Raw genomic sequence first — 23,912 nt, 5'->3', positions numbered from 1 at the left:
CCCTCCTTCGGCGCGACCTCCTAGCCTGCGCGCCGAATGTCCGCGATGTCTGTGGATGGGACCGATCTCGGCCGCGACCGGTGCCGGCCCACGTAGGATCGCGGGCGATGACAGCGCAATCTGACCCGAACGAGAGCCGGCCCGTCCTGCTCACCGTGGATGACGACCCCGCGGTGTCCCGGGCGGTGGCCCGAGATCTACGCCGCCGCTACGGCGCCGACCACCGCATCGTGCGCGCCACCTCGGCCGCCGAGGCGATGGAGGCACTGCGGGAGATCAAGCTGCGCGGCGGCCGGGTCGCGGTCCTACTCGCCGACTACCGGATGCCGCAGATGAACGGTATCGAGTTCCTCGAGTCGGCGATGGATCTCTTCCCCCGTGCCCGCCGGGCGTTGCTGACCGCGTACGCCGACACCGACGCCGCGATCGCCGCCATCAACGTGGTCGACGTCGACCACTACCTGCTCAAGCCGTGGGAACCTCCGGAGGAGAAGCTCTACCCGGTCGTCGACGCGATGATCAAGGCGTACGCCAACGAGCCCGACGTGGCGGTCGGCGACACGAAGGTCGTCGGGCACCGCTGGTCGGCGCCGTCGTTCGCGGCCCGGGACTTCCTTGCCAACAACGGGGTGTCCTACCGCTGGTTCTCCTCCGACGAGCCGGAAGGCGAACGCCTGCTGCACGCGGCGGGCGTCGACGGCCGGGAACTCCCGGTGGTCGTCACTCCGTCTGGTACGACTCTGGTGGCGCCGACGACGGCCGAACTCGCGGCGGCTGTGGGCCTCCCGACCACCCCGACCACGGACTTCTACGACCTGGTGGTGATCGGCGGCGGCCCTGCCGGGCTCGGCGCCTCCGTCTACGGCGCGTCAGAAGGGCTGCGTACGCTCGTCGCCGAACGCCAGGCGACCGGCGGCCAGGCCGGGCAGTCCTCGCGGATCGAAAACTACCTCGGCTTCCCGGACGGCGTCTCGGGCGCCCAGCTCACCGAGCGCGCCCGCCGGCAGGCGGTGAAGTTCGGCGCGGAGATCCTCACCACCAGCGAGGTCACCGGGCTCGAGGCCTGTGGCTCGGCCCGGATCGTCTCCTTCAACGACGGCGGCCAGGTCGCCGCGCACACCGTGATCATCGCGACGGGTGTGGCCTACCGCGACCTCGATGTCCCAGGCGTCGCCGAGCTCGCCGGCCGCGGCGTCTTCTACGGTTCGGCGGCCACGGAGGCGGCGCACTGCGCCGACCGCGACGTCTACATCGTGGGAGGCGCCAACTCCGCCGGCCAGGCCGCGCTGTTCTTCAGCACCATCGCCCGGTCAGTGACTCTCGTCGTCCGCGCCGACGCGCTCGAGCGCTCCATGTCGTACTACCTCGTGGAGCAGCTCCGGACCCGGCCCAACGTGTCCGTCCGCCTGCGCACCGTCGTCGAGAAGGCCCACGGGGCCGACCACCTGGAGTCCCTGACGCTGCACGACGGGTCAACCGGAACGTCGGAATGCGTGCCCGCGAGCCACCTCTTCGTGTTCATCGGCGCGACTCCGCGTACCGACTGGCTGACCGGCGTCCTCGAACGCGACGAGCGCGGGTTCCTGGTCACCGGCCCGGCGCTGGTCGCCAGCGGCCGGCGACCCCGAGGCTGGTCGGTCGACCGCGACCCGTGGCATCTGGAGTCGAGCATGCCCGGCGTGTTCGTCGCCGGTGACGTCCGGTCGGCGTCCGTCAAGCGGGTCGCCTCCGCGGTCGGTGAGGGTGCGATGGCGGTGACGCTCGCGCACCGGTATCTGGGCACGCCATGACCGAGACCACTGGGCGGACCATCCACCAGCCGACCGGGCCCCTGGGCGCGACCGAGCTGCGGGAGCTGTTCCTGTTCGAGCGGCTCGACGACCAGCAGCGCGGCTGGCTGGCCGAGCACGGCTGGGTCGCGGAAGTGCCCCGAGGGGAGACCGTCCTCGCCGAAGGCGCACCGGCGAAGGTGCTCGTCGTCCTCCTGGACGGCACCATCAGCCTGACGCACCGCGTAGGTCCAGACGAGGTGGAGCTCACCCGCACCCACCAGGTCGGGGTGTACGCCGGTGCGGTGCAGTCCTACCTCGGTGACAGAGCGCCGCAGACCTACACCTCCACACTGCACGCCCTCACCGACACCCGCTTCTTCGTACTCCGCCAAGACGACTTCTCCCACGCGATGCACGCGTGGTTCCCGATGGCGATTCACCTGCTGGAGGGGTTGTTCCTGGCGATGCGGACGTCGCAGGAACTCGTAGGTCGCCGGCAGCAACTCCTCGCCCTCGGCGCCCTGTCGGCCGGTCTCACCCACGAACTCAACAATCCCGCCGCGGCCGCCGTCCGCGCCGTCGCGACGCTGCGCGGTCACGTGGCCGCCACGCGGCGCAAGTTCGCCATGATCGCCCACGGCAAGATCGACCCCCGGGTGCTCGAGGCGCTCGTGGACGTCCAGGAGGAGGCGGTGAACGCCATTCCTGACCTGCCGAGGTTGACGGCGCTGGAGGAGTCCGAACGCGAGGACGCGGTCACGGACTGGCTGGAGGATCACGGAGTCGGCAACGCCTGGGACGTCGCGCCGAGCCTCGTCGCCGCCGGGCTGGACACCGACCTGCTCGACACCGTGGCCAGCAGGGTGCCGCAAGAACTCCTTGACAGCGCTGTCCACTGGCTCTCCGCCACGGTCGAGAGCGAAGTCCTGCTCCGCGAGATCAACGACTCGGTGACCCGCATCTCGACGCTCGTGGGGGCGGTGAAGCAGTACTCCCACCTCGACCGGGCACCCTCGGAGTACGCCGACATCCACGAGGGACTCTCCAGTACGCTCGCGATGTTCGCCGGAAAGCTCGGCGGTGTGGAGCTCATCACCGACTTCGACAGCGCCCTCCCGCGGATACCCGCCTATCCCGCCGAGCTGAACCAGGTCTGGACCAACCTGATCGACAACGCCCTGCAGGCCATGGACGGGCAGGGCACGCTCGGGGTCCGTACCTCGCTCGACGGCGAACGCCTGCTGGTCGAGATCACCGACACCGGGCCGGGCATCCCCGAGGAGCTACGGCAGCGCATCTTCGAACCCTTCTTCACCACCAAGCCGGTGGGTCAGGGCACCGGGCTCGGCCTCGACATCGCCTACCGGATCGTGGTCGGACGCCACGGCGGGGACATCTCGGTGGCGTCGCGCCCAGGCGACACCCGTTTCGCCGTACGCCTACCGCTGGTCGCGCGGGACGGGACGACGTTGGTCGAGGACGCGCCCTAGTCGTGTACCGCGCCGGTTGTGCGCTAGTCGTGCACCGACGAGGGCTTCGCCGAATAGACGAGGTCGGCGTACTCCCGGTGGCGTTCGATGTAGGACCGGATGAACGGGCACATCGGGATCACCGCGAGCCCCAGTGACCGGACATGATCGAGGGCTCCCGCCGCCAGTGCGGACCCCACACCCTGCCCTTCGTACGCGCGGGCGACCTCCGTGTGGGTGAAGACCACGAGTTCCTCGGTCCTGATGTACTCCGCGAAACCCGCCACCTCACCATCGGGATTGCTCGCTTCGTACCTGCGACGCTCGGGGTTGTCCGCGATGCTGACCGTTGCCATCCGCGCATTCCTCTCCACTGCCGGGATGACCCTCATCCTGCGGCATCCACGGCAACACCGCGCGGCCGCGGCATCATCCCGGGTTCGCGGTGTCGACGTCGCGCAACGACCAGGCGAGCAGGAGCGTGGCGGCCAGGCCCACGACTGCGGCGCTCCAGAACACCGCGGCCAGGGAGTACGCCGCGATCACCCCGCCGAGCGCGCTGCCGGCGATCTTGCCACCGCCCATGACGATCATCGCGTACAGGCCCTGCGTCGTGTGCCGGATCTCGTCGGGCGCCTGCCGGTCCAGCAGGATCCGGCCGGCCACCATCGAGACGATGATCACCATGCCGTGCACGACCTGCGTACCCACGACCACACCGACGGTCGGCACCGCCGCCAGCAACGCCACCCGCACGGCCGCCGCGGTCGCACCGAGGACCATCAGCCGCCGCCAGCCCAGGCGGCGTACCAGCCAACCGAACGCCGCCATGTAGCCGAGCTCGACGGCGACGCCGAGGTTGCTCACCAGGCCGAGCCAGCGCGGCGACAACCCGACCACGGTCGTCGCGTGGAGCGGGTAGTACGCGAAGTACGCCGCCATGGAGGCCTGCAGCAGGAACATCGCGAGGACGAAGACCGCGGTCGTACGCCGGCGGAGCAGCCGGACCGCCGAGCCCACCAACGCGCCTACCGTGGCGGGGCTGGTGGGGCCGGTGGAGCCGGTGGCCCCTCCCGGTGATGCGGCCTGCGCGACCTCGTCAGCCGGCGTTCGCGGCCAGGTCGGGAGGAACGTCGCCACCACCATGCCGAGGATCGCCATCCCGCTGGCGAGGATCGGGAGGACACCCAGCGAGGTCGTGGTGTCGAGGAAGAAGTAGAGGAGGACGCCGGGCACCATGTAGCCGAACGTCCCCCACAGGCGTACCCGGTGATAGCTCACCTCCGCCAGGGCCGGCACCGCTCGCTGGGCGCTGAAGAAGATGCCGTCCAACAGCGGCCGGGTTGGTTCCCGCGCGAGGCTGAACGCCGCGTAGGCCGCGAGCACCCACCAGTAGCCGTCGACCACGGCGAAGATCGCCAGCGCGGCGGCGGAGGCGATCAGGCTGGCGAGGAGCAATGTCCTGGCCCGGCCGTACCTGTCCGCCAGCATGCTCACCACCGGCGGCGCCAGGACGGCGGTGGCGCTCGACACGGCGAGGACGAGTCCGATCTGGCTGGGGCTCAGTCCGTGCGTGTACGCCAGAAAGACGGACAGGAACGGCAGAAGCGCCCCGTCGACGGCGTACAACATGGCGTAGTTTGCTTTGGTGATCGCCAGCGCCCGGACGTGGCGCCCGCCGCGTTCTCCTCCTGTTGGTGACGGGGTGTCGACGGCGGTATGTGAGCCAGGTACCGAACCACTGTTGGGGCCGGGCACGCGTCATCCCTTTCTCGTGCCGCGGGCGCGCTGGCGAACCTTCGATCGGCCAGGATCCGCGCCCGACGGACGTAACGTGCGAGTGGTGGGCGCTCTGGCGACGCTGCCGGCGCACTGCGATGGCCCGACTAACGCGGGGCCGTCATCCAGGATCCCACCCGATCCGTGCGGAGAAGGCGGTGGGTACGTACCCGAAACTATGCGCGCCAACAATGGATGACAATGGCGGGCGTCCGGCGCGGGACAGACCTACAGGCCGCCGCGCGGGGTGAGGAGAGTCTGAGTGACCGGATTCGACGAGTGGCTACTGCCCGCCACAGCCAGCTGGCGAGCCCGCGCGCGCTGATCGACGGTGTGGTGCGGAAGGCGACCGGACACAGCATCGATTCGCTCACCCGTCTGATCGTCGGGCAGATGAACGAGGTCTACGACGTGGTGACTGACGATGGTCGCCGGGTCATCGTGCGGATCTCCCACGCGGACGACCCCCGCTTCGAAGGGGAATGCTGGGCGCTCGATGCCGCCCGCGATGCCGGCGTACCCACGCCGCGCGTGTTGCTGATCGAACACTCGGCGCGGGTGCAGGTGTGTGTCGAGGAGAAACTGCCGGGAGTTTCCCTCACCGTGGCGCTCGATCAGGGAACGGCGACCCGGGCGACAGAGCAGGTCGGCGAGTTGCTCGCCCGGATCCACAGCGTGCCAGTGGACGGCTTCGGCAACTTACAACCGGACGGGCGCGGCTGGCCGATCGGGTTCTCCGACATCATGCTCGACCTGCTCCCCCAGCACGACCGGGTCGCAGCAGCCGCCAGACACTGGGACATCCCGTCGCGGCAAGCAGAACGCGGCCTGGAGCTCCTCGCCGAGCACAGTGAACTCTTTCCTGGGAAACTCCACGTCTCGTCCATGGCGACTTCACGACTGACCACATCCTGGTCGACGGCGACCGAATCAGCGGAATCATTGACCTGCAAGAGTGTTCGGGTGGCCACCCGATCTGGGACCTCGTGCACTGGGATATCTATCCCACCGAGCGCGCGCGGCCGTTGTACCAACGGGCGGGTTTCGCGAGGCCGATCAGTACCTCGCTTGGAGCATGCACCCGACACAATGACAGCGCTCATGGTGATCCTCACGCCAGACCAAGATCAAGTCCGACAAACTGTTCACCGCACGCCACCTCGGTGAACAGTTTGTCGGACTTGATCTTGAACGCGCTTCCAATGCCGCGGTGCCTAGAGCAAAGCGTTAGCCCTCGGCGCTGAGGACCTGGCGCAGGGCGGTAGCGAACGCTTCCGGGTCACCCGCCATGCCGTACTCCCCGCCGAGGAACCCACCATGGTGGCTGGGGAAGATGGCAGGCTTCGTCCCGAGTCGTTCGGCCACGGCCACCGCACCGCGGTAGGCCAGGGTGCCCTCGGACTCGGTCCCGCCGGCGAGGACGACACGAGTCGATGCCGCGCTGAGCGCGCCGAAGTCGTGCTGATAGTGGGTGCACGAGATCATGTTCTGCCCCACCAACGGATCGTTCCGGGAGCCGTCGTCCTCGACCGGCAAGCCGAATTCAGCGGGGTCCGGAGCGGGCCGGTCAGCGTACTCGGCGGTGATCAGGCCCACGTGGCCAACGAGCGCGATGAACTTCGCCATCGCAGGGCCAAGACCGCTGCGATGGTACGTCTGGTGGATGTCCACGCATGCGGCCAGTGCCGGCTCGCGGTCCGGGAGCACCTGGACGGCCGGCGGCTCGTGCGCGACGAGCGTCCGGACCTGCTCCGGATGGCGCGCCACCAGCGCGAGCGCGTTAACAGCGCCACCACTGCTGGCGAGGATGTCCACCGGCCCGGCATCCAGCGCCGAGATCAGCCGGTGCAGGTCGTCCGCATGCTCATCGGGGGTGGACTCGGTGGCGTCGTCGGTACGTTCACTGCGCTCCACGCCGCGAGGGTCGTAGGTGACGACGGTGCGGTCGGTGAAGTATCCGGCCAGAGTGGTGAAACCGGCGGCGCCCATCGGAGACCCGATCAACAGCAGGACGGGCTCGGTGCTGGAGTCGTTGCTCCGGACGTCGTAGGTCAGGACGGCGCCGGGCACGTCCAGGATGTGGGTCTTCGGATCGGTCATGACGCCTGCTCCTCGAGGGTGGACGTGATGTCTCATCCTCTCCGACTCACCCAGAGGGGCAAAACTCATCGGTGCCCAGCCATCGCGCTCAGGAGGATTGACCCGGCGGGATGGTGACCCGGGTGCCCTCGCGAGACGAGCGGATGATCGCGTGCGCCAGTTGGAGAGCGCGGAGCCCGGCCGCTGCGGGGACGGGCGGCGGATCTCCCGCGACGAGGGCGGGGACGAGCGCGTCGAGATGCGCGTCGAACGTGGCCTCGAACGCGCGCTGACGGTCGGCGAAGTACCCGGCTTCCCAGACCTGGCGGGTCTCGTCGCCAGCACGGGAGAACTCGTAGCGCTTGACCGTGTCTGTCACCACGACCCGGCCCGCGTCACCGTTGAGCTCGAGCAGATGAGTGCTGGGATACGCGTACGAACTGTCGTAGCTGCCGACCAGCGACCCGACGGCGCCGCTGGCGAAATGCAGCGCGACGGCGACCGTACTGTGGCCCCGGCCAGCGAAGTCGGTCATCTCCGCGCTCACGGCGTCGATGGGCCCGGCGAGGTGTTCCAGCATGTCCAGACCGTGACACTGCGTCTCGATGAGATTACCGTGCGGCCCGCTGTCCGCGCCGCCCTCGCCGCCGAACCGCCAGGTCGCGAACGACAGCCTCCCGAGATCACCAGCCGCGACCGCATGCTTGGCGCGGCGTACGGGTTCGGCGTACCGATGATTGAAGTTGATCGCGAAGAACAGCTCCCGCTCGGCGGCCGCGTCGATCAGGCGCCGGCCTTCGTCGAGTTCGAAGACGAGTGGCTTCTCCACCAGCAGGGGAATGCCCCAGCCGATGAGGCGGAGCGTCGGCTCGAAGTGCTGCGTGTTCGGGAGGCACACGCTCACCAGGTCCGGCTGCTCCAGCTCAAGCATGCGGTCGAGGTCGTCATAGCCCCTGGCACCGGCGCCCTTCGCCCGCGCCTCCGCCTTTGACCGGTCACGCGAGAACACCGCGACCACCTCGGTGTCCTGCCGGGAGGAGAACACGCGGAAATGCTGCCGCCCCCAGCCGCCGGCGCCCACGATCGCAACGCGCAGTGGAGTGTGTGTCATGCCTGCGTCACCACGACCTTGCCGCTCTGGCCGCTCAGGAAGGTGCGGAACGCCTCGCCGACCTCCGCGACGTCGTACGTATGCGTGATCACGCGCGCGATGGTATCCCTGTGCTCGCGAAGGAGCGTGAGGTTGTGGGCGAGGTCCGCGAACGGGAAATACTCCGAACCCAGCACCGCGCGCTCGGTCGCGATCAGGTCCGGCGACACGTCCAGCCGCAGGTCCTGGCCGTGCCCCACGCAGATCAGCGCACCGCCCTTGGCGAGCCGCGCGACCGCGGCCTCGCGGGCGGAGGTCCTCCCCGAGGCGTCGATGGCAACGTCCACGAGCGGGATCGAGTCGACGCGGTCCGCGTGCACCGGTCGCGCGCCGAGTGACTCGGCGAACTCCAGCCGCCACGGTGAGACATCGCTGACGCGGATGGGTACGTCTGGACCGAACCGGATCCGGGCCATCACCAGAACGCCGATCCCAACGGGCCCGGCCCCGGCGACGTACAACGACTCGATGTCTGGACGGACCAGGCTCGCGCGGTCCATCGCATGCCCGCTCGTCCCCATGACGTCCAGAAGCATGGTCGCCAGCGGGAACGGGATGTCGTCGTCGACCGGGAAGAACACCCGCTCGTCTATCAGCGCGAACGGGCCCAGCCCGCCGTCGCGGTTGAATCCCAGGTCACCGGACTTGTCGAGACAGACGTTGGTGGCGCCCCTCTGGCAGTTGCGACAACGGCCGCAGTACGCCATCAGGAAGGCCACTCCGCGCGCGCCGATCGGCACCGTCGCCCCCGGCCCGACGGCGGCCACCTCACCGGCGACCTCGTGCCCGGCGATGGTGTCGGATCCTTGCGCGAAGATCTCCCGGTCGCTGCCGCAGACGGCATTGGCGCGGACACGGAGCAGGATCTGGCCCGGGGCGGGATCGGGGTAGGAGATCGGGACGAACGAAACCTGCTCGTTCCCGATCAGGCGAGGAGCTTCGGCAATCGGCATGGAGATAACCCCCGTCGTTAGGATCCGGCGATACCGGTGGTCGAGATGCTACGGATGATCTGGCGTTGAAAGAAAAGGAACACGATCACCAGCGGCAGGGCGGCAAGGACGGCTTGCGCCATTCGAAGCGCGAAGACCACGCCGTAGCCGGGGGTGACCGCCTGCAAACCCACGGGCAGGGTCATCAGGTTGGGATCGTTCGTGACGATGAACGGCCAGAGGAAGTTGTTCCAGGCTCCGATGAAGACGAAGATCGCGACGGCCGCGATGATCGGGCGAGACTGAGGCAGCACGATCTGCAGGAAAATGCGGAACCTACTTGCCCCGTCCACGAGTGCTGCGTCCTCGAGCTCCATCGGAATCTCGTCGAAGAACCTCTTGAGGACGAAGATCATCACCGGGTGAATCAACTGCGGCAGGATAATGCCCCAGTAGGTGTCGACCAACTTGAGCGCGAGCATCTGGTCGAACAACGGCACGATGAAGATCTGCGTCGGCACCATGATCGACGCGATGGTCAGGGCGTAGAGCACCCGCCGGCCGGGAAATTCCAGCCGGGAGAACGCGTACGCCGCCAGCGTCGACACGATCAACGTGAGGAGGGTGACGGCGATCGACACAACGGCGCTGTTGAACGCCCAGAGCGGGACGTCGCCGGTCTCGAAGATCCTGGCGTAGGCGCCCGTCGTGTATCCCTCGGCCGGAAGGACCGAGACCGGTAGCGCGGACGCGTCCGTCTCGGACTTGAACGACGTGTTGACCGCCCAGAGGAACGGCGTCAGCCAGATGAGGGACAGCACGGCGAGCGCGAGGTAAGCCGCGGACCGGCCGGGCTCGAACCAACGACGAGGACCGATTCCACGGACGGCTCCGCCAGACGCGACGTGGGACCCGTGCAGGGTGGCAGCGGTCATCGGTCGGCCTTTCGAGAGAAGAAGCGCACCTGCACCAGGGACAGGACGACCACGATCACGAAGAAGATGTACGAGATCGCCGACGCATAGCCGAGCCGGTAGTTGCTGAATCCGGTGTCGTAGACATACATGAGGATCGCCCGGGTCGAATTCGCCGGCCCACCACCGGTCATCTGGTAGATCTGGTCGAACACCTTGATCGAGGCGAGCACCTGGAGCGCGACCACGAGCAACACCGTCCGCCGGATGAGCGGCAGCGTGATCAGGAACACCTGACGCCAGGCACTTGCTCCATCAACGGACGCGGCCTCATAGATCTGCGCCGGAATGTTCTGCAGGGCGGCCAGGAAAAGAAGGAAGTTGAACCCGATGGTCCACCAGACCGTCGCGATCACGACGGCCGTCATGGCCGTCTTGGGATCCTGCAGCCAGGCGGGGCCCGTCATACCGATCGACCCCAGAGCCGCATTGATCAGGCCCAGGTCGGGATTGAAAAGCCAGGTGAAGATCTGGCTCACGACCGTCGAGGCGAGCAGGAACGGCATGAAGATCGCCAGCCGCCAGAACCACTGCCCGCGCAAGTTCAGGTTGACGAGCAGCGCCACGACCAGCGGGAGGATGACGAGCGGAATCGTCGTGAGGACGGTAAACCACACGGTGTTGCCCATCGAACGCCACACGACCTGGTCGGCGAACGCCTCGAGATAGTTGGCCAGTCCGACGAAGGAGGGGGCGGAGGCACCGGCGAGGTTGCGGTCGGTGAAGCTCAGGTAGAAACCGTAGATGGTCGGCCAGACAAGGAACATCGCGAACAGCACGGCGAACGGCGCCACGTAGAGCAGTCCGATCGGCTGCCGGTTGCGGTGCCATCGGCGTTGGCGGCCGCGGCGCGCGGCGAGACGTGAGGTGCGGTTGGGCCCGAGGGCTGCAGTCGTCATGTTCGTCGACCTCTTCAGTTCACTGCTTTGCGCACGAAGGTGTCGGTCATGGCCTTGAACGCGGCCATCGCCTCGGCAGGTCTTTCCGTGCCGAGCAACGCGGGTTGCACGGCCTGACCGAACTGCGCCTGCCAGTTGGAACCCGACCCGGCGAACGACAGAGCCGGGTCGTACTGCAGGTAGTCGGCGGTCTCCGCGTAATGCGCGTTCGGTAGAAGCTTGTCGAACGCGGGTTCGTCCACGATCGGCAGGTACGCCGGCGTGTGGCCGGCACTCGCCCACGTGAGCGAGTGTTTGAGAATGAGCGAGACGGCCTCGTAGGTCTTCTCGCGGCGCCGCACGTCAGGATTGTCCTGATGGGGAAGGACGAACGCATGCGAGTCGCCCCAGACCGCCTTCACGTCCGTGCCGAAGAGGTTCGGAATGGGCGACGCGTCAAGGGGAACTCCGGATTCCTGCAGACCGGGCACCTCCCACACGCCGGAGAGGAACATGCCGCTCTTGCCGCTGGTGAAGGTGGAGAACGCGAATCCGCCGTCCGCGCGCCGATTGGCGGCGTCGTTGGAAATGATCGCGATCATCGTCTCGAGCGCGCCGATGAAGGCGTCTTCCTCGAATCGGAACCGACCATTCTCGAGTGTCATGGTCGCTTCCTGCTGGGTGTAGAACGTCCAGAACAACCGCCACATGTGGTCGGGTGAACCCAACCAGCCATAGGTGATGCCGAGCTTGCCGGTCACCTTGCTCATGGCCAGTGCCTGTTCGACGAACTCCTCGACGGTGTTGGTCGGCAGCAGCCGACCGTCTGAGCCGAGCTGGCCGGCCTTGTCGGCTATTTCCGGGTTGAAGAAGCGTACGAACGCGTGCGAGTCGAGTGCGATGGCGAAAAGCGTGCCGTTGACGTTCATGCGTTTGAACGTGGGAACGGTGAAACTCTTCTCCGTCACCCCGTACGGCGCCAGGCGGTCGAGGTCCCAGGTGTCGAGCAGCCCACCTGGCGCGTATCCGCCGAGCCGGGAGAGATGCATGATGGCAAGGTCAGGCGCCCGACCGCCGGCCGAGGCCATGGCCAGCTTCGTGTAATACGGCGCTCCCCACGCGAGGACCGTCTGCTTGACGCTGGCTCCCCTGAGCTCATCGCGCATGTCGGCAAGGATCGTGTCCATCCGTACGCCGTCTCCGCCGCCCATCAGGTGCCAGAACGCCACCTGCGTCGCGCCGCCGCCGAGTGCCCCGCCGGCAGCCGGCGAGCACGCGGCGAGCGTGCCGAGGCCGAGGCCCGCTACCAGTCCCGACCACAGCAATCCTCGACGAGTGATCGTCGAACCGCGCCCGCCATCGGGCCGTGCCGTCATCTCGAACCACCTCCTCACGGCACTGGATGCTACGTAGCAAAGAATGAAGTGGGCGCTATGGAAACACGAATTTGCTACGTAGCACAAGATGGCCGCGCCAGAATTGGCCAAACCGTCGGAAGGGCGCGCGGCCTACGCGCGAGACTTGCGCGAAGGTGGAGTCGAGCTCTCCCGTACATGCAACTCGAAGGGCACGCGTCGCTGCTCGGGTTGCCGTTCCCCCTGGGAATCGGCCTGCACCTGCAGCAGGTCGAGTGCGGCGCGGGCGATGTCGGCGTAGGCGGGTCCGACCGAGGTGAGCGAGGGTACCGAGGAATGCGCCTCGTCGATGTTGTCGAAGCCGACGATCGCCACGTCCGCGGGGACCTTGAGCCCTGACCTCAGCACGGCCCGCATTGCTCCAAACGCGGCGGAGTCGTTCATCGCGAACACCGCGTCGAAGGGCGGGCTGTCCGACGCCAGGTGGCGGGCGATGGCGGCCTCTCCGCCCGCGCGCGTCCAGGTCGAGTCGATGAGGAGACGTTCGTCGACCGGCAGCTTGTAACGCGTGAGTGCGTCGGTGTAGCCACGACGTCTCAGATTGAACGTACGAGTCGGACCGTGCCCGACGCCGAGCAGGGCAATGCGGCGGCGACCGGTGTCCAGCAGGTGCAGGACCGCCTCCCGCGCGGCTCGACGGTTGTCGGCGCCGACGTGGTCGATCTGACTGCGCAGTTGACGGTCGCCAACGAGGACGAGTGGATAGTCAGGATGGCGGATCTTCTCGTCCTCGGCCGTGAGCGCGACGGCACTCATGATGACGCCGTCGGTCAGGAGATCGCCGCCGCGCAGAATGCGGAGTTCGACCTCGCGATCACCCTCGGTGGTTTCGACCAGCACCTTGAGTTCGCGCAGTCGAGCCTCCGCCACGACGGCGGCCGCGAGGTCGGCGAAGTAGCGTTCATGAAGGCTTGGTAGGGCGAGGGTGACGGTGGAGGTCCGCCCCCGCCGCAGCCGGCGGGCGATCGGATTGGGCCGGTAGTGCAGTGCTTCGATGCTCGCCTGCACCCGTGCACGGGTGGCCGGCGCGACGTGCGCGTAGCCGTTGACGACGTTGGAGACGGTGCGCTGCGAGACTCCAGCATGGCGTGCCACGTCGTGCATGCTCACCGCCATGCCACCTGCCTCCGTTCCGCGAGTCGCCGGCCACCAGTGTCCCCAGCGTACGTAGCGGGCGCTGGGCAGCCACGCGCGCGTGGCGGTGGGCAGCGGCAGGGTGCCCGCGTCGGTGGTGAGGTCGTCCAGGAGGGCGGGTGGCGTTAGGCAGTCAACCGGGCGGCGAGTCTCTTGGCGAGATCGTCCCGGGCTTCCGCGCTGACCTGCTCGTCGTCACTCACACCCAGGAAACTGAAAATGCCGGGTCCACGCATCGCGTCATCGAGGTCGCCAAGCCGCGGAACAACATGAAAATGCAGATGAAAGCCAGACACCTCACCGAACTCCGCGACGTACGTCTTGGAAGTCCCGAACTCCTCCCCCAACGCCCGCGCCAGTCGCACCTGCCACGCACCAAGCGTCGCAACTTCCGCGTCGTTCAACTCGGCCAGCTCCATCACGTGCCGCCGGGTCGTCAGGACGAGCCACCCCAACAGTCCACTGTTGAAGGCGTGCACCACACGCCAGTGCTCGTCAGAGGCGATCAACTCCCTGGGTGGCAGCCCATCGAAGTTGGCTTCTTGGTCGCAGCTGTGGCAGCCCGTCACCGTCATGCTTCAGACCCTATCCAACGCATTGGACCAGGGCCCCTGACCGGAGCTAGCGGCGTCGATCGTCGGAGCTACTAAAAGCTCCTCCATGACGAGGACCGCCTCCAGAATCTGGATCCCAACAACCCCGAGCTGTCATAGGTTTCTCGGCTAAGAGACCGAGAAACCTATGACAACTCGAGCAGACCAAAGGGCTTGTCTCATATCGCGAGAGCTGCGCCTGATTTTTCGGCATTCGAAACAATCAGGTGTACACCATGAAGCTTATTCAAAACCGCCGCGCCATCGAAGTTGATCAACGGTCCCGAATTTGGGCACCCACAGCGAAGAGTGCCCGATTTGCGGACCGTTGATCAACTTCGCCGAGGTGACTGCCGTGATCGTGAAGGATTTTCGTCGATATCTGACCAGAATCCTTCACGATCCTTGGTCGGGTTCGAGAGTTGCTCGCGAGGTTGCGGTGACGTGGCGGAGGAGTTTTGGCCCAAAGAGCCCGAGGCGCCTCCGCCACGTCAGCTTGCGCTCTAGGTCAGCGGCCGAGGCGCTGGAACTGGCGTACCGCCAGGGGCAGGAAGATCGCGGTGATGACCGCCGGCCAGATGACTGCGGCCGCGACCGCGTGCTGCTCGATCCAGTATCCGCTGGAGACGGCCGGGGACACGAACAACTCCCGGATCGCCCCGGCGGTGGAGGAGACCGGGTTCCACGCGGCGACCGCGCCCAGCCAGCCGGGCATCAGGTCCGGTGGCGCGAAGACCGAGGAGACCATCCCGAAGGGGAAGGCCACCGCGAACAGGTTTCCTGCCGCCTCGGTGTTCTTCACCATCAGCCCCAGCTGAATGCCGACGAAGATGAGGGCCAGCCGTAGCCAGAGCAGCAGCGCGAACGCGCTCAGCGTCGCGGCGATACCCCCGCCGGGGCGCCAGCCGAGGACCAGGGCGATCGCGACCAGGATCGCCAGGTCCACTGTGGCGTGGATGACGTCGGACAGGCCCCGCCCGGTGACCACCGCTGAGGAGGCCATCGGCATGGACCGGAAGCGGTCGATGAATCCCTTCTCCTTGATCATGGCCACTGCGAAGGCGGTGTTCATGAAGCCGAACGCCATGGTCATGGCGAAGAGCCCGGGCATGGCGAACTCCAGGTAGCCCTCTCCGGCGCCCTGCCCGGAGACGTCCATGGCGCTGCCGAAGACGTACACGAACATGAGCACCATGACGATCGGGAACCCGAGCTGCCAGGCGAAGGTGGAGGGTTGACGGACGAGGTGCGTCAACTCCTGGATCAGGATCGTCCAGCAGTCGGCCACCGCCCATCTGACCCGACTGCCGAGAGTGTCACTGGTGTCGGGTGCGAGACGGAGCATGCTCACTTGCTCACCTCCAGATCGTCGGTCGGGCGTTCTCCGGTGAGGTGTAGGAAGGCCTCGTCCAGGGTGGGCCGCCGCAGCCCCAGGTCGGCCACGGTGAGGTCCCGGTGGCGTAGTTCGGCCGCGACTTCGGTCAGCGCGGTGACGCCGTTGGACACCGCCACGCTCGCGGCGAGGGTGGTCTCATCAAGCGTTGGCGTACGCCCGTCGGCGGCCACCTTGCCGAGCAGCATCTCGATCGCGGGCAGGTCGCCCGGGTCGGCCGCGACGATCTCCAGCCGCTCGTTGCCGATCCGCCGCTTCAGCCCGCTCGGAGTGTCCTCGACGACGTTCCGGCCGCGGTCGATGACCCCGATGCGGTCGCAGAGCTTGTCCGCCTCATCCAGGTAGTGGGTGGTGAGCACCACCGTGGTGCCGTGGGCAGCAAGTTCCCCGACCGCCTGCCACACCTCCCGCCGCCCGGCCGGATCCAGGCCGGTGGTGGGTTCGTCCAGGAACAGCACCTCCGGCGCGAGGATCATGCTGGAGGCGAGATCGAGTCGGCGGCGCATCCCACCGGAGAACTTCTTCGGCGTCTTCTCGGCCGCGTCGGCCAGGCCGAACTGCGCCAGGAGTTCGTCGGCCCGTTGCCGGGCGGCCGCCTTGCCGATGTGGAACAAGCGGCCGAACATCACCAGGTTCTGCCGGGCGCTGATGTTGTCGTCGACCGCGGTGTTCTGTCCGGTCAGGCCGATCCGGCGGCGCACCAGGCGCGGTTGGGTCCGTACGTCGTGGCCGGCCACCTCGGCCCGGCCGCCGTCGGGCCGGACCAGCGTGGACAGGATGCGGACGGCGGTGGTCTTACCGGCGCCGTTGGGGCCCAGGAGGCCAAAGACCAGGCCGCGCGGTACGGCCAGATCCAGGCCGTCGAGCGCCTGAGTTTCGCGATATCGCTTCTGTAGGCCCTCGGTGAGGACCACGTAGTCGGACGTGGACAAGCGAGCCCTCCCTACATTTGGGTACGCCGTACGCAAATTAGCGTACGGCGTACCCAGATCACAAGCGGCTTTGTAGGATGGCGGCAACCATGACGACCGACCCCACCCCCGCGGAGCAGTTGCGACGCAGCATCGACCTGCTCTGGGGCCCCAGTGAGCGACCCGCCCGCGGACCCAAGCCGAGCTTGACCCTGGACAGGATCGTCGAGGCGGCGATCGCGGCCGCCGACCGGGACGGGATCGGCGCTCTCTCCATGCGGCGGGTCGCCGGCGAGCTGGGCGTCGGCGCGATGTCGCTGTACCGGTACGTCCCCGGCAAGGCGGAGCTACTCGCGTTGATGCTGGACCGGCTCATCCTGCCGGGCGAGGACGTGACCCAGGCCGCGGACAAGGGCTGGCGCGAGCTATTGGAAGCGGTCGCCCGCGACTCGTACCGGCTCTACCTGCGGCATCCCTGGCTCTTGCGGGTCAACTGGACCCGCCCGGTGATGGGTCCGAACAGCCTCGCCGGGGTCGAGATCGTCATCGCCGGCCTCGCCGGCCTCGGGCTGACCGACCAGGAGCAGATAGGAGTCGTGATCACGCTCGACGGCTTCGTCACCGGCTTCGTACGACAGCGGATCCTGTACGACGCCGCGGCCGAGGAGACCGGGGTGAGCGACGAGGAGTTCTGGAGCCAGCACCACCCGGTCCTGGTGCGGGCCATGGAGTCGGGCAACTACCCGGCGATGGCCGCGCTCAGCGCCGAGGCGTACGACGCCAGCTGGGACGAGAGCTTTGATTTCGGCCTGGATCGCCTACTCGACGGCTTCGCCGTCCTGTTCGCGGCCCGCCGCGGGATCCCGCCGCCCGGGCCGGGCGAAACTCGCGCGGAAGATCAGGGTGGTGCATGAGCGACAAGGACCATGTAGACGCCGTACGCGGCGGACGAGGTCGCTAGCAGGCTCAACACCGCGACGACAACCGGTGTCCGAGCTTTCGCCAATCCGGCGGCCACGGGTAACAGCAGACCGAATGCCGGCAGCAGAAGGCGTGGCCGGGAGCTGAAGTAGCCGGTGCCGGTCAGCGCGAATATCAGCAACACAACGGTAAGGGCCAGCAACGGTAGCGGCTGGCGCTGTCGCACACTCAGACCCAGCAGAAGCAGCGCTACGACAAGTGCGACGATGACCGCTACACCTGCGAGGGGTTCCGGGCCGGTCAGCAGTCGCTCGATCTGCTTCAGCAGCGCCTGACCGGCGTCCATCGACTTGATCCACTGCCGCTGGACCTCGACATAGCCGGTGAGGTGCCCGGTCCGCGTCCCCACCCACAGCAGGTAGCCGGCCAGTCCCAGCGGTGCGAGCAGCGCGGCGACCAGCGGGCGGCCGCACAGCGACTGCGGCCTGCGATCGCGGCGCCAGTCCCGCACGATCTCTACCGCCGCGCCGACCCAGATCGCCACCACCACCGCAGCGGCCGTCGGCCGGGTCAGGCCGGCGGCGAGGGTGAGCGTCCCGGCCACAATCCAGCGTTTGGTCAGTACGCAGTACACCGCCCATGCCGTGAGTGCCGTGAACAGCGACTCGGTGTACGCCATCGACTGGACCACCGCGGCCGGCGCCGCGCCCCAGACGATCGCGAGTACGGTGCCGGTACGCCGCCCGTACAGCAGATCACCGACCGCGAAGATCCCCCAGGCCGCCACCAGCGCGGCCAGCCAGCTGACCACCAGTCCGCTGGCCATGACGTCCAGCGGGCTTAGTTCGCACACGCCCCTTGCCAAAGCGGGGAACAGCGGAAAGAACGCCAGGTCGGAGCGGACCGGGCCGTGGCCTACCCAGACCGTGCGGCCATAGCCGTGCTCGCCGATGCTCGCGTACCACACCGCATCCCACCGGCCGGCCAGCAGACGGTACGGATTCTCGCCGGCCAGTAGCGCGCACCCGGCAAGAACAACAACGCCAAAAGCACGTACCCCGATATAACCCACCATCGCCGGTGCGGCATGCCGCAGGCAACGCCGGGTCCTGAGCACAAGCCGGCCCAGTCCAGGGCGGAGGCCCACCCGACCAGCCTTCTGGCCGGCACAAGGCCGGAGTAGGGCCGTCCGACCTCCATCCCGGGACTCTCGGCGCGGTCACGCACCAAATGCGGAGCTCGGGTTGTCGACCATGAGAATGCGGTGCCAGGAAGGATCGAGCGCGGGCAGTAGGTCGGTATAGATGCAGGCGTATCCCAGGAACTCGCCGCCGCCGGGCTCCCCCACGTGATACCACCCGCTGTCATTGGCAATCAGCGTGCGACCCAGCAGTCCGGCCGCCGCCATCCGCTCGACACAGGTGCGCTGCCAGTCCGTCTCACCTGACCGCAGTCCGTCGAACTCAACCCAGGCGCCGGCCCGCCCCACCTGTTCGTGGTACGCCGGGTCCTCCTCCGCGTGCGCGTGCACCCAGACGAACTGCCTCGCTGGTACCCCCACCTCGTCGAGGATGCCGAGTTGTTCCAGAGCGGCAGCGCCGCCAGTGGTGTGTGATGCGACGGTGAGGCCGGTCTCTCGGGCGGCGAGCGCTGCGGCCCGGACAAGTTTGCGGTCGAGTTCGTCGAGCGCTCCGTCCTGGACCGCCGTCTTGATGAACCTCGGTCGTACGCCGTCGATCCCGTCGGCGTGCTCGGAGACGAACCGGTCCGCCAACTGCTCGGCGGACAGGACCCGGGCATAATCCGGCACGCCGACGCGGCCGGCCGCGCCGTAGATGCCGGTGTTGGTCCAGATCTCGATCCCGGTCGCGTCGGCGAGGCGGGCCAGCAGCGCGGGATCCCGGCCGAGGTGGCGAGGCGTGCACTCGAGCAGTCGCCGGCAACCCAGCGCGTACGCCTGGTCCAGCTTCGGCCTTGCCAGCGCGAAAACCTCGTCTGCCTCATAAGCGCCAGGGCTGACCGTGCCACCGAAGTCGACCAGGACGTGCTCATGGGTGAGAACGCTGTTGGGGATGACAACAGGTGCGGCTTCGAAGTCCTCCGGAGCGGTCATGTGGTGCACGGTAGCGGAGCGCCCTCATGCGCTGCTATCCGTTGACTATGGCCGGGCGGCGCTCACGAGCGGATCTCCTTCGCTCAGCCGAGATCTCGTAGCGCGGCGTACTCCTTTGGTTCCAGAATGACGTCGAGCTCCCGCAACGTCGCCTCCCGTTCGTGCGGCGCGACGTGCGTCGTCTCAATCCGGCCGTCGGCAAACTCGACCGTGAGCTCGTCACCGACCAGGCGCCGGCCCACACCCTCGTCGAGACGTATGACGACCAGCTTCCCGGTGAATGGCGAATGCGGATGCGTCGAGACGTAATGGTGAGCGACCTCATAGTCGATGGGTCGCTGCGCGGACTCGTCAGATGCGTGAAGGGGTTCCCAGCCCTGCGCGGTCTGTTTCTCCAATGTCCACAACGAATTCGTACGACTCATGCGGTGCTTCCACCCGGCCTGGTCGACGATTGCGCCATCGTGAAGCGGCATCGGCCGCAGCACACCCGCGCCGAATCCCACGTCAGCAAGGAAGTCCGCCCCATCGACACGGACAGCGAGCATCATGTGAGTGCGTGGACCTGATCGGTGCGGTTGCACCCGCGCAATGCGACGCTCGACCTGGAAACCCAACTGTTCCAAAGCCGCGGCGAACAATAGGGCGTGCTCGTAGCAATACCCGCCACGCCCGCGGCGTACCAGCTTGTCGCTGATCACACCCAGCTCGATGCCGGGATGGGTGCCGAGAACGACATCGACGTTCTCAAACGGAATCGTCCGCACATGCGCTTCATGAAGTGACCGCAACGACTCACTCGAGGGCCGCACGCGCGGATGGTCAATACGTTCAAGATAAGCGCCGAGATCCAGCGCGGCGATCCCCCACCCGTCCGAGCTTTCCGACGTCATCGTCACCTGAATCTCCATCCCATCCGTTTCTCCACCGCCATGGTCCGCTCTGCCCACACTAGGCGCGGCGGCAGACCACTACCGCGGATCTCGTCTATCCATCGCCTCAGCGTTACCCAGCTACTCGCCAGGGACGCCCGTCACACCTCGTCGTGACCTCAGGATCAGCAGTCCTTCGCGCACCCGTCGAAGCAAGAAACGCGACAGGAAGCCCGCACCTGAACCGATTGCGATGCCCAGCACCCATCCAGCCAGGACATCGGTGAGCCAATGCACGCCGAGATACACCAGGAAGAACCCAATGAGCGTGGTGCCTGCGGCAAGCACGATCCCGCAGAGCAGTCGCCATCGGGACGCAGCGAAGCTCGTGGCCACCACGACGGCGGCGGCCGCGGCGGACGTAGCCGCCGCATGCGTCGAGGGCATCGCAAAGCCGCTGACGTGAACGAGCGCGAGGTCCGCGGGCGGCCGCGCCCGGTCGATGACCTGCTTGAGCCCCACAGTCGCAGCCGTCGAGGCGATCACGGCAAGTGGCACAGCAACGGCCGCAGGGTATGCCCGGCAAGCCACCACGACGCCAATGGCAAGCAGAGCGAGTACGGCGAGCGCGGTAGCGCTGGTCCCGATCTCCATCAGGGCCAGCGCACCACTGGTCACCCAGCTCGTCCGGTGCGCCGCGACGAACCGCAGTAGGTCCTCGTCCAGCCACCCGCTGACACCCATGGCGACAATCTAATGGCTCGCCAAGCAACGTAGGGCCGGGCGTGGAGGCGACGACGTGGATGGGCTCGGCCGGCCGCTCGCGCCTCAGCGGCGAACGCGGTAGCGGAGGTGCGTCGCCTCCGGGGTTTCGACCACGCGCCGGACCTCGAGCTCCACCCCAGCGGGAAGTTCGCCGAACAGCCGGCGCCCCTTACCGAGGAGCACCGGGATCTGGTGGATCTCCAACTCGTCGAGCACGCCGGCCTCGAGGGCCCGTTGCGCCGTGTACGCGCCGTGGACGAGGACGTCCCGCCCGCCGGCCGCCTCCTTCGCCTGCGCCATTGCGCTGGCGATGCCGTCGGTCACGTACGTCACGCGTGGGTACGCCGCCACCGCGTCGTTCGGCGGGCGGTGGCTGGGCACGAAGATGCGAACGCCGTTGTGGTGGTCGCCGCCCCAGTGGTCGACGATCTCGGCGGTACGCCTTCCGACGACAACCGCCCCGGTCGCGAAGAGCTCGTCGAGAATGTCGCCGCTCGGGCCGGACGGCCGCACCAGCTCCCCAGCGCTGTTGATGAGCCAGTCGTGTAGCCGTTCACCGCCGGTTCCCAGCCCGTTGTCGGGTCCGTCGTCGGGCCCGGTGATGAACCCGTCGAGCGACATCGACATGTAGAGAACCGTCGCGGACATGCGTACCTCCCGGAGATCGATCCAATGACCTTCTGGCAGTAGACCGGCTTCGCGCCGCGTTCTCATCGGTGGACGCGGCGCCCGGAAGGCGGGGTGTCGATAAGACTTGTGCAACCAGGTACAGGGGATTGAGTTCGCCGAGGTCAGCGGCGCGCTATTGATCGGTGGGGAGGCGTCCGACGGCGTCTTCGAGGTCGGCGTCTGTGGCGAGTTCGTCGATGAGTTGGTCGACGGCCCGCGTGGTGAGGCGGCCGCCGCGGCGGTTGAGGAGGAGGGCGGCGTCGGGGCGTTGATCGGGCCAAAGTCCCGGGGCCACGCTCAGGCCAAGTCCGTTCGGGGGTCTGCCGAGATACGACGGAAACCGGCAACCAGTGATCTTGAGTTGAACTTGCCGCAGGTGAGGTGCTGGGGCGGATCGGCGTCGGCTGCCCGACCAGGGACAGCGATGCGCAAACGCAGCCGGAGGCCCGATCTTGTGTCACCGTTCGCAGTGGACTTCTTCGCGTACCCGCTCAGATCGGTCAACGGCGCACCCGATAGCGCAGGTGAAGCACCCGGTTGCCCTGAATCACCACGTCAGGATCCTCCAACAGGTGCTGCGCGTGGACCGACCCGAAGTAGCGCTTGCCGGACCCGAACACGACGGGTACGACGTCCATGCGCACCTCGTCGATCAGGGCCGCGGCAAGCACCTGGCCACCGACGTCGCCAGCGGCGACCTCGACCATGCGGTCACCCGCAAGCTCCTGCGCCTTGGCCACGGCTGCCTCGACGCCGTCGACGAAGTGAAACGGCGCCTCGGGGTCCCAGCCCTCGGGCATCGGCCGGTGCGACACGACGACCACGTGGTCGATGCCGCCCGGCGGCTTCCCGCCCCAGCCGTCCGTCAGGTCGAAGACGTGGCGGCCGACGATCGTGACTCCGATCTGGTCCCAGTACGCCCGGGTGTAGTCGTAGGACGTCTGCGACACCTTCAGCACGCCGCTCTCGTCCAACGGGACGTCACCGCTGGTCAACCAGTCGAACAGCGGTCCGGGCTGGTCTTTCTCGTCCGCGATGAAGCCGTCCACCGACACCGAGCTGTACATGACCACCTTGCCCACGGGGCTCTCCTCTGCTTGGGTGCCCCAAATTAGCGTCTCGTGAGCTGTCGCTCTTGTAAGAAATCAATCGGCCGGCAGCGGCCAGCCGTCCAGCGCGTGGCCGGGATGTTCGCGCAGGAACCGCCGCCGGACTTCGACGTACCGGGTCGGCGTGAGCCCGGTGAACGCCCGGAACTCGTGGCCGAAGTGGGCCTGGTCGAAGTAGCCTGCGCCACCGGCGAGGTCGCCCCAGTCGATCGGTCCGGCGGGGTCGATCGCGAACACGGTGGCGACGAAGCGGTAGGTACGGGCCAGCCGCTTCGGAGTGACGCCGATGAGCTCCTTGAACCGCTGCGCCAGATGAGTGGTGCTGACACCGGCTGCCACGCTCAGGTCGCCGATCGCCACCGCTCCGCTGGTCGCCGCGATGACGCTGCTCGTGTGGCGGACCAGCCCCAAGCCGGCGGTCTCGCACAGCCGTCGCATGAGCTCCTCCTCGAGCAGCGTCAGCATCTCGTGCGGTCCGTCCGCCGTGGCCAGCCGGTCGCGCAGCTCAGCAATGGCGGGCCGGCCCCAAACCTGCTCTATCGTCACCGGCCGGTCACACAGCTCGGCCGCGGGCATCGGCAGGAACGGCGCCAGGCCCCACGGTTTGACGTGCACGCCGACGGACCGGGTCCGGAGTGGATAGCCGAACTCCAACGCGCGGGTGCGCATGGTGACCACGCAGCCGTCGGCGTACTCGGCCGTCTCGATGTCGGCGCCGGCGCGGATACGGAACGGCGCCCCGAGGTTGACGATGAGCAACGCCGACGGCGCCGGCGGCAGCGTCAGCCGGGCGTACGGCGGCGCACCCTCCAGGTAGTAAAGGTCGTCGATCAGCCCGTCCAGCGGCGGTCGCGGCACTCTGGACACGTACTCCACGCCCACAGCATCGCCGACGCACCGCCGGCATCGCGCGCCGGGATGGTTCCATCAGTAGCACCGCTGACCTGGGCGAACTCAATCCCCTGTACCTGGTTGCACGAGTCT

The 23,912-nt window shown here is 67.6% G+C and carries 24 protein-coding genes and 1 pseudogene; 5 read left to right on the top strand and 20 right to left on the bottom strand.

Annotated elements, in window-relative coordinates; genetic code table 11:
• The first annotated feature begins 107 nt into the window (after positions 1-107).
• A complete protein-coding gene (locus B141_RS0126615) occupies positions 108-1,790 on the top strand; it encodes an NAD(P)/FAD-dependent oxidoreductase (RefSeq protein WP_020578238.1) in 1,683 nt (560 codons plus the stop codon).
• Positions 1,787-3,262: an ATP-binding protein gene (locus B141_RS0126610; protein WP_020578237.1), complete on the top strand. Its 1,476-nt coding sequence runs from the start codon at positions 1,787-1,789 to the stop codon at positions 3,260-3,262. Before B141_RS0126615 ends, B141_RS0126610 begins: the two co-directional genes overlap by 4 nt.
• A gap of 23 nt (positions 3,263-3,285) precedes the next feature.
• Here B141_RS0126610 and B141_RS0126605 read toward each other — a convergent pair whose 3' ends face one another.
• On the bottom strand, positions 3,286-3,597 hold the full coding sequence (locus tag B141_RS0126605) for a GNAT family N-acetyltransferase (protein WP_020578236.1): 312 nt from the start codon (positions 3,595-3,597) through the stop codon (positions 3,286-3,288).
• Positions 3,598-3,670: 73 nt separating this feature from the next.
• Complete coding sequence (locus tag B141_RS0126600) at positions 3,671-4,999, bottom strand: MFS transporter (RefSeq protein ID WP_020578235.1); 1,329 nt, start codon at positions 4,997-4,999, stop codon at positions 3,671-3,673.
• A gap of 216 nt (positions 5,000-5,215) precedes the next feature.
• Between B141_RS0126600 and B141_RS52950 the strand changes: the two are divergent.
• Together B141_RS52950 and B141_RS52945 are read left to right on the top strand one after the other, a co-directional pair.
• Positions 5,216-5,866 (top strand): annotated as a pseudogene (locus B141_RS52950) (aminoglycoside phosphotransferase family protein); the annotation flags it as partial.
• Between the two features lie 62 nt (positions 5,867-5,928).
• Positions 5,929-6,264 carry an aminoglycoside phosphotransferase family protein gene (locus B141_RS52945; protein ID WP_420313606.1) on the top strand — a complete coding sequence of 112 codons (336 nt, stop codon included), beginning with the start codon at positions 5,929-5,931 and terminating at the stop codon, positions 6,262-6,264.
• Here the strand turns inward: B141_RS52945 and B141_RS0126590 are convergent.
• The 10 genes from B141_RS0126590 to B141_RS0126545 form a co-directional block, all read right to left on the bottom strand.
• Positions 6,248-7,120, bottom strand: coding sequence for an alpha/beta fold hydrolase (locus tag B141_RS0126590; protein ID WP_020578233.1), 873 nt, complete (start codon positions 7,118-7,120; stop codon positions 6,248-6,250). The two genes, B141_RS52945 and B141_RS0126590, sit on opposite strands and share 17 nt — an antisense overlap.
• An 88-nt stretch (positions 7,121-7,208) precedes the next feature.
• Positions 7,209-8,210, bottom strand: coding sequence for a Gfo/Idh/MocA family protein (locus tag B141_RS0126585; protein ID WP_020578232.1), 1,002 nt, complete (start codon positions 8,208-8,210; stop codon positions 7,209-7,211).
• The gene (locus B141_RS0126580) at positions 8,207-9,202 is read right to left on the bottom strand and encodes an alcohol dehydrogenase catalytic domain-containing protein (RefSeq protein ID WP_020578231.1); all 996 of its coding nucleotides are present in this window, start codon (positions 9,200-9,202) and stop codon (positions 8,207-8,209) included. Before B141_RS0126580 ends, B141_RS0126585 begins: the two co-directional genes overlap by 4 nt.
• 17 nt (positions 9,203-9,219) lie before the next feature.
• Positions 9,220-10,116, bottom strand: coding sequence for a carbohydrate ABC transporter permease (locus B141_RS0126575; protein WP_020578230.1), 897 nt, complete (start codon positions 10,114-10,116; stop codon positions 9,220-9,222).
• On the bottom strand, positions 10,113-11,054 hold the full coding sequence (locus B141_RS0126570) for a carbohydrate ABC transporter permease (protein WP_020578229.1): 942 nt from the start codon (positions 11,052-11,054) through the stop codon (positions 10,113-10,115). The genes B141_RS0126575 and B141_RS0126570 overlap by 4 nt, the downstream gene beginning before the upstream one ends.
• A 14-nt stretch (positions 11,055-11,068) precedes the next feature.
• Positions 11,069-12,409, bottom strand: a complete 1,341-nt coding sequence (locus tag B141_RS0126565) for an extracellular solute-binding protein (RefSeq protein WP_020578228.1) — start codon at positions 12,407-12,409, stop codon at positions 11,069-11,071.
• A gap of 132 nt (positions 12,410-12,541) precedes the next feature.
• On the bottom strand, positions 12,542-13,552 hold the full coding sequence (locus B141_RS0126560; RefSeq protein WP_237742817.1) for a LacI family DNA-binding transcriptional regulator: 1,011 nt from the start codon (positions 13,550-13,552) through the stop codon (positions 12,542-12,544).
• 155 nt (positions 13,553-13,707) lie between these two features.
• Positions 13,708-14,157, bottom strand: coding sequence for an HIT family protein (locus B141_RS0126555; RefSeq protein ID WP_020578226.1), 450 nt, complete (start codon positions 14,155-14,157; stop codon positions 13,708-13,710).
• Positions 14,158-14,683: 526 nt separating this feature from the next.
• A complete protein-coding gene (locus B141_RS0126550; protein ID WP_040422397.1) occupies positions 14,684-15,520 on the bottom strand; it encodes an ABC transporter permease in 837 nt (278 codons plus the stop codon).
• Positions 15,521-15,522: 2 nt separating this feature from the next.
• The gene (locus B141_RS0126545) at positions 15,523-16,500 is read right to left on the bottom strand and encodes a daunorubicin resistance protein DrrA family ABC transporter ATP-binding protein (RefSeq protein WP_020578224.1); all 978 of its coding nucleotides are present in this window, start codon (positions 16,498-16,500) and stop codon (positions 15,523-15,525) included.
• A gap of 89 nt (positions 16,501-16,589) precedes the next feature.
• Between B141_RS0126545 and B141_RS0126540 the strand changes: the two genes are divergently transcribed.
• The gene (locus tag B141_RS0126540) at positions 16,590-17,393 is read left to right on the top strand and encodes a TetR/AcrR family transcriptional regulator (RefSeq protein WP_020578223.1); all 804 of its coding nucleotides are present in this window, start codon (positions 16,590-16,592) and stop codon (positions 17,391-17,393) included.
• Here B141_RS0126540 and B141_RS0126535 read toward each other — a convergent pair.
• The 8 genes from B141_RS0126535 to B141_RS0126500 all read right to left on the bottom strand — a co-directional run bounded on the left by B141_RS0126535 (position 17,378) and on the right by B141_RS0126500 (position 23,804).
• On the bottom strand, positions 17,378-18,547 hold the full coding sequence (locus B141_RS0126535; RefSeq protein ID WP_026257600.1) for a hypothetical protein: 1,170 nt from the start codon (positions 18,545-18,547) through the stop codon (positions 17,378-17,380). The two genes, B141_RS0126540 and B141_RS0126535, sit on opposite strands and share 16 nt — an antisense overlap.
• 72 nt (positions 18,548-18,619) lie before the next feature.
• The gene (locus B141_RS42890) at positions 18,620-19,513 is read right to left on the bottom strand and encodes a phosphotriesterase family protein (RefSeq protein WP_020578221.1); all 894 of its coding nucleotides are present in this window, start codon (positions 19,511-19,513) and stop codon (positions 18,620-18,622) included.
• An 83-nt stretch (positions 19,514-19,596) separates the two neighbouring features.
• A complete protein-coding gene (locus tag B141_RS0126525) occupies positions 19,597-20,406 on the bottom strand; it encodes an arylamine N-acetyltransferase family protein (protein ID WP_157181305.1) in 810 nt (269 codons plus the stop codon).
• A 120-nt stretch (positions 20,407-20,526) separates the two neighbouring features.
• Positions 20,527-21,129 (bottom strand): phosphatase PAP2 family protein, encoded by a 603-nt coding sequence (locus tag B141_RS46140; protein ID WP_020578219.1) that lies wholly within the window; start codon positions 21,127-21,129, stop codon positions 20,527-20,529.
• Positions 21,130-21,213: 84 nt separating this feature from the next.
• Positions 21,214-21,798: a dihydrofolate reductase family protein gene (locus B141_RS0126515; RefSeq protein ID WP_020578218.1), complete on the bottom strand. Its 585-nt coding sequence runs from the start codon at positions 21,796-21,798 to the stop codon at positions 21,214-21,216.
• A 154-nt stretch (positions 21,799-21,952) separates the two neighbouring features.
• Positions 21,953-22,114: a site-specific integrase gene (locus B141_RS50865; RefSeq protein WP_020578217.1), complete on the bottom strand. Its 162-nt coding sequence runs from the start codon at positions 22,112-22,114 to the stop codon at positions 21,953-21,955.
• 205 nt (positions 22,115-22,319) lie between these two features.
• Positions 22,320-22,901: a dihydrofolate reductase family protein gene (locus tag B141_RS0126505; RefSeq protein WP_020578216.1), complete on the bottom strand. Its 582-nt coding sequence runs from the start codon at positions 22,899-22,901 to the stop codon at positions 22,320-22,322.
• Positions 22,902-22,964: 63 nt separating this feature from the next.
• Complete coding sequence (locus B141_RS0126500) at positions 22,965-23,804, bottom strand: helix-turn-helix domain-containing protein (RefSeq protein ID WP_237742814.1); 840 nt, start codon at positions 23,802-23,804, stop codon at positions 22,965-22,967.
• Positions 23,805-23,912 lie beyond the last annotated feature (108 nt).

The sequence above is a fragment of the Actinopolymorpha alba DSM 45243 genome (assembly GCF_000373925.1).
Lineage (GTDB): Bacteria > Actinomycetota > Actinomycetes > Propionibacteriales > Actinopolymorphaceae > Actinopolymorpha > Actinopolymorpha alba.
Note: the sequence above shows the minus strand (reverse complement) of the source record. Positions and strands in the feature narration are given on the sequence as shown.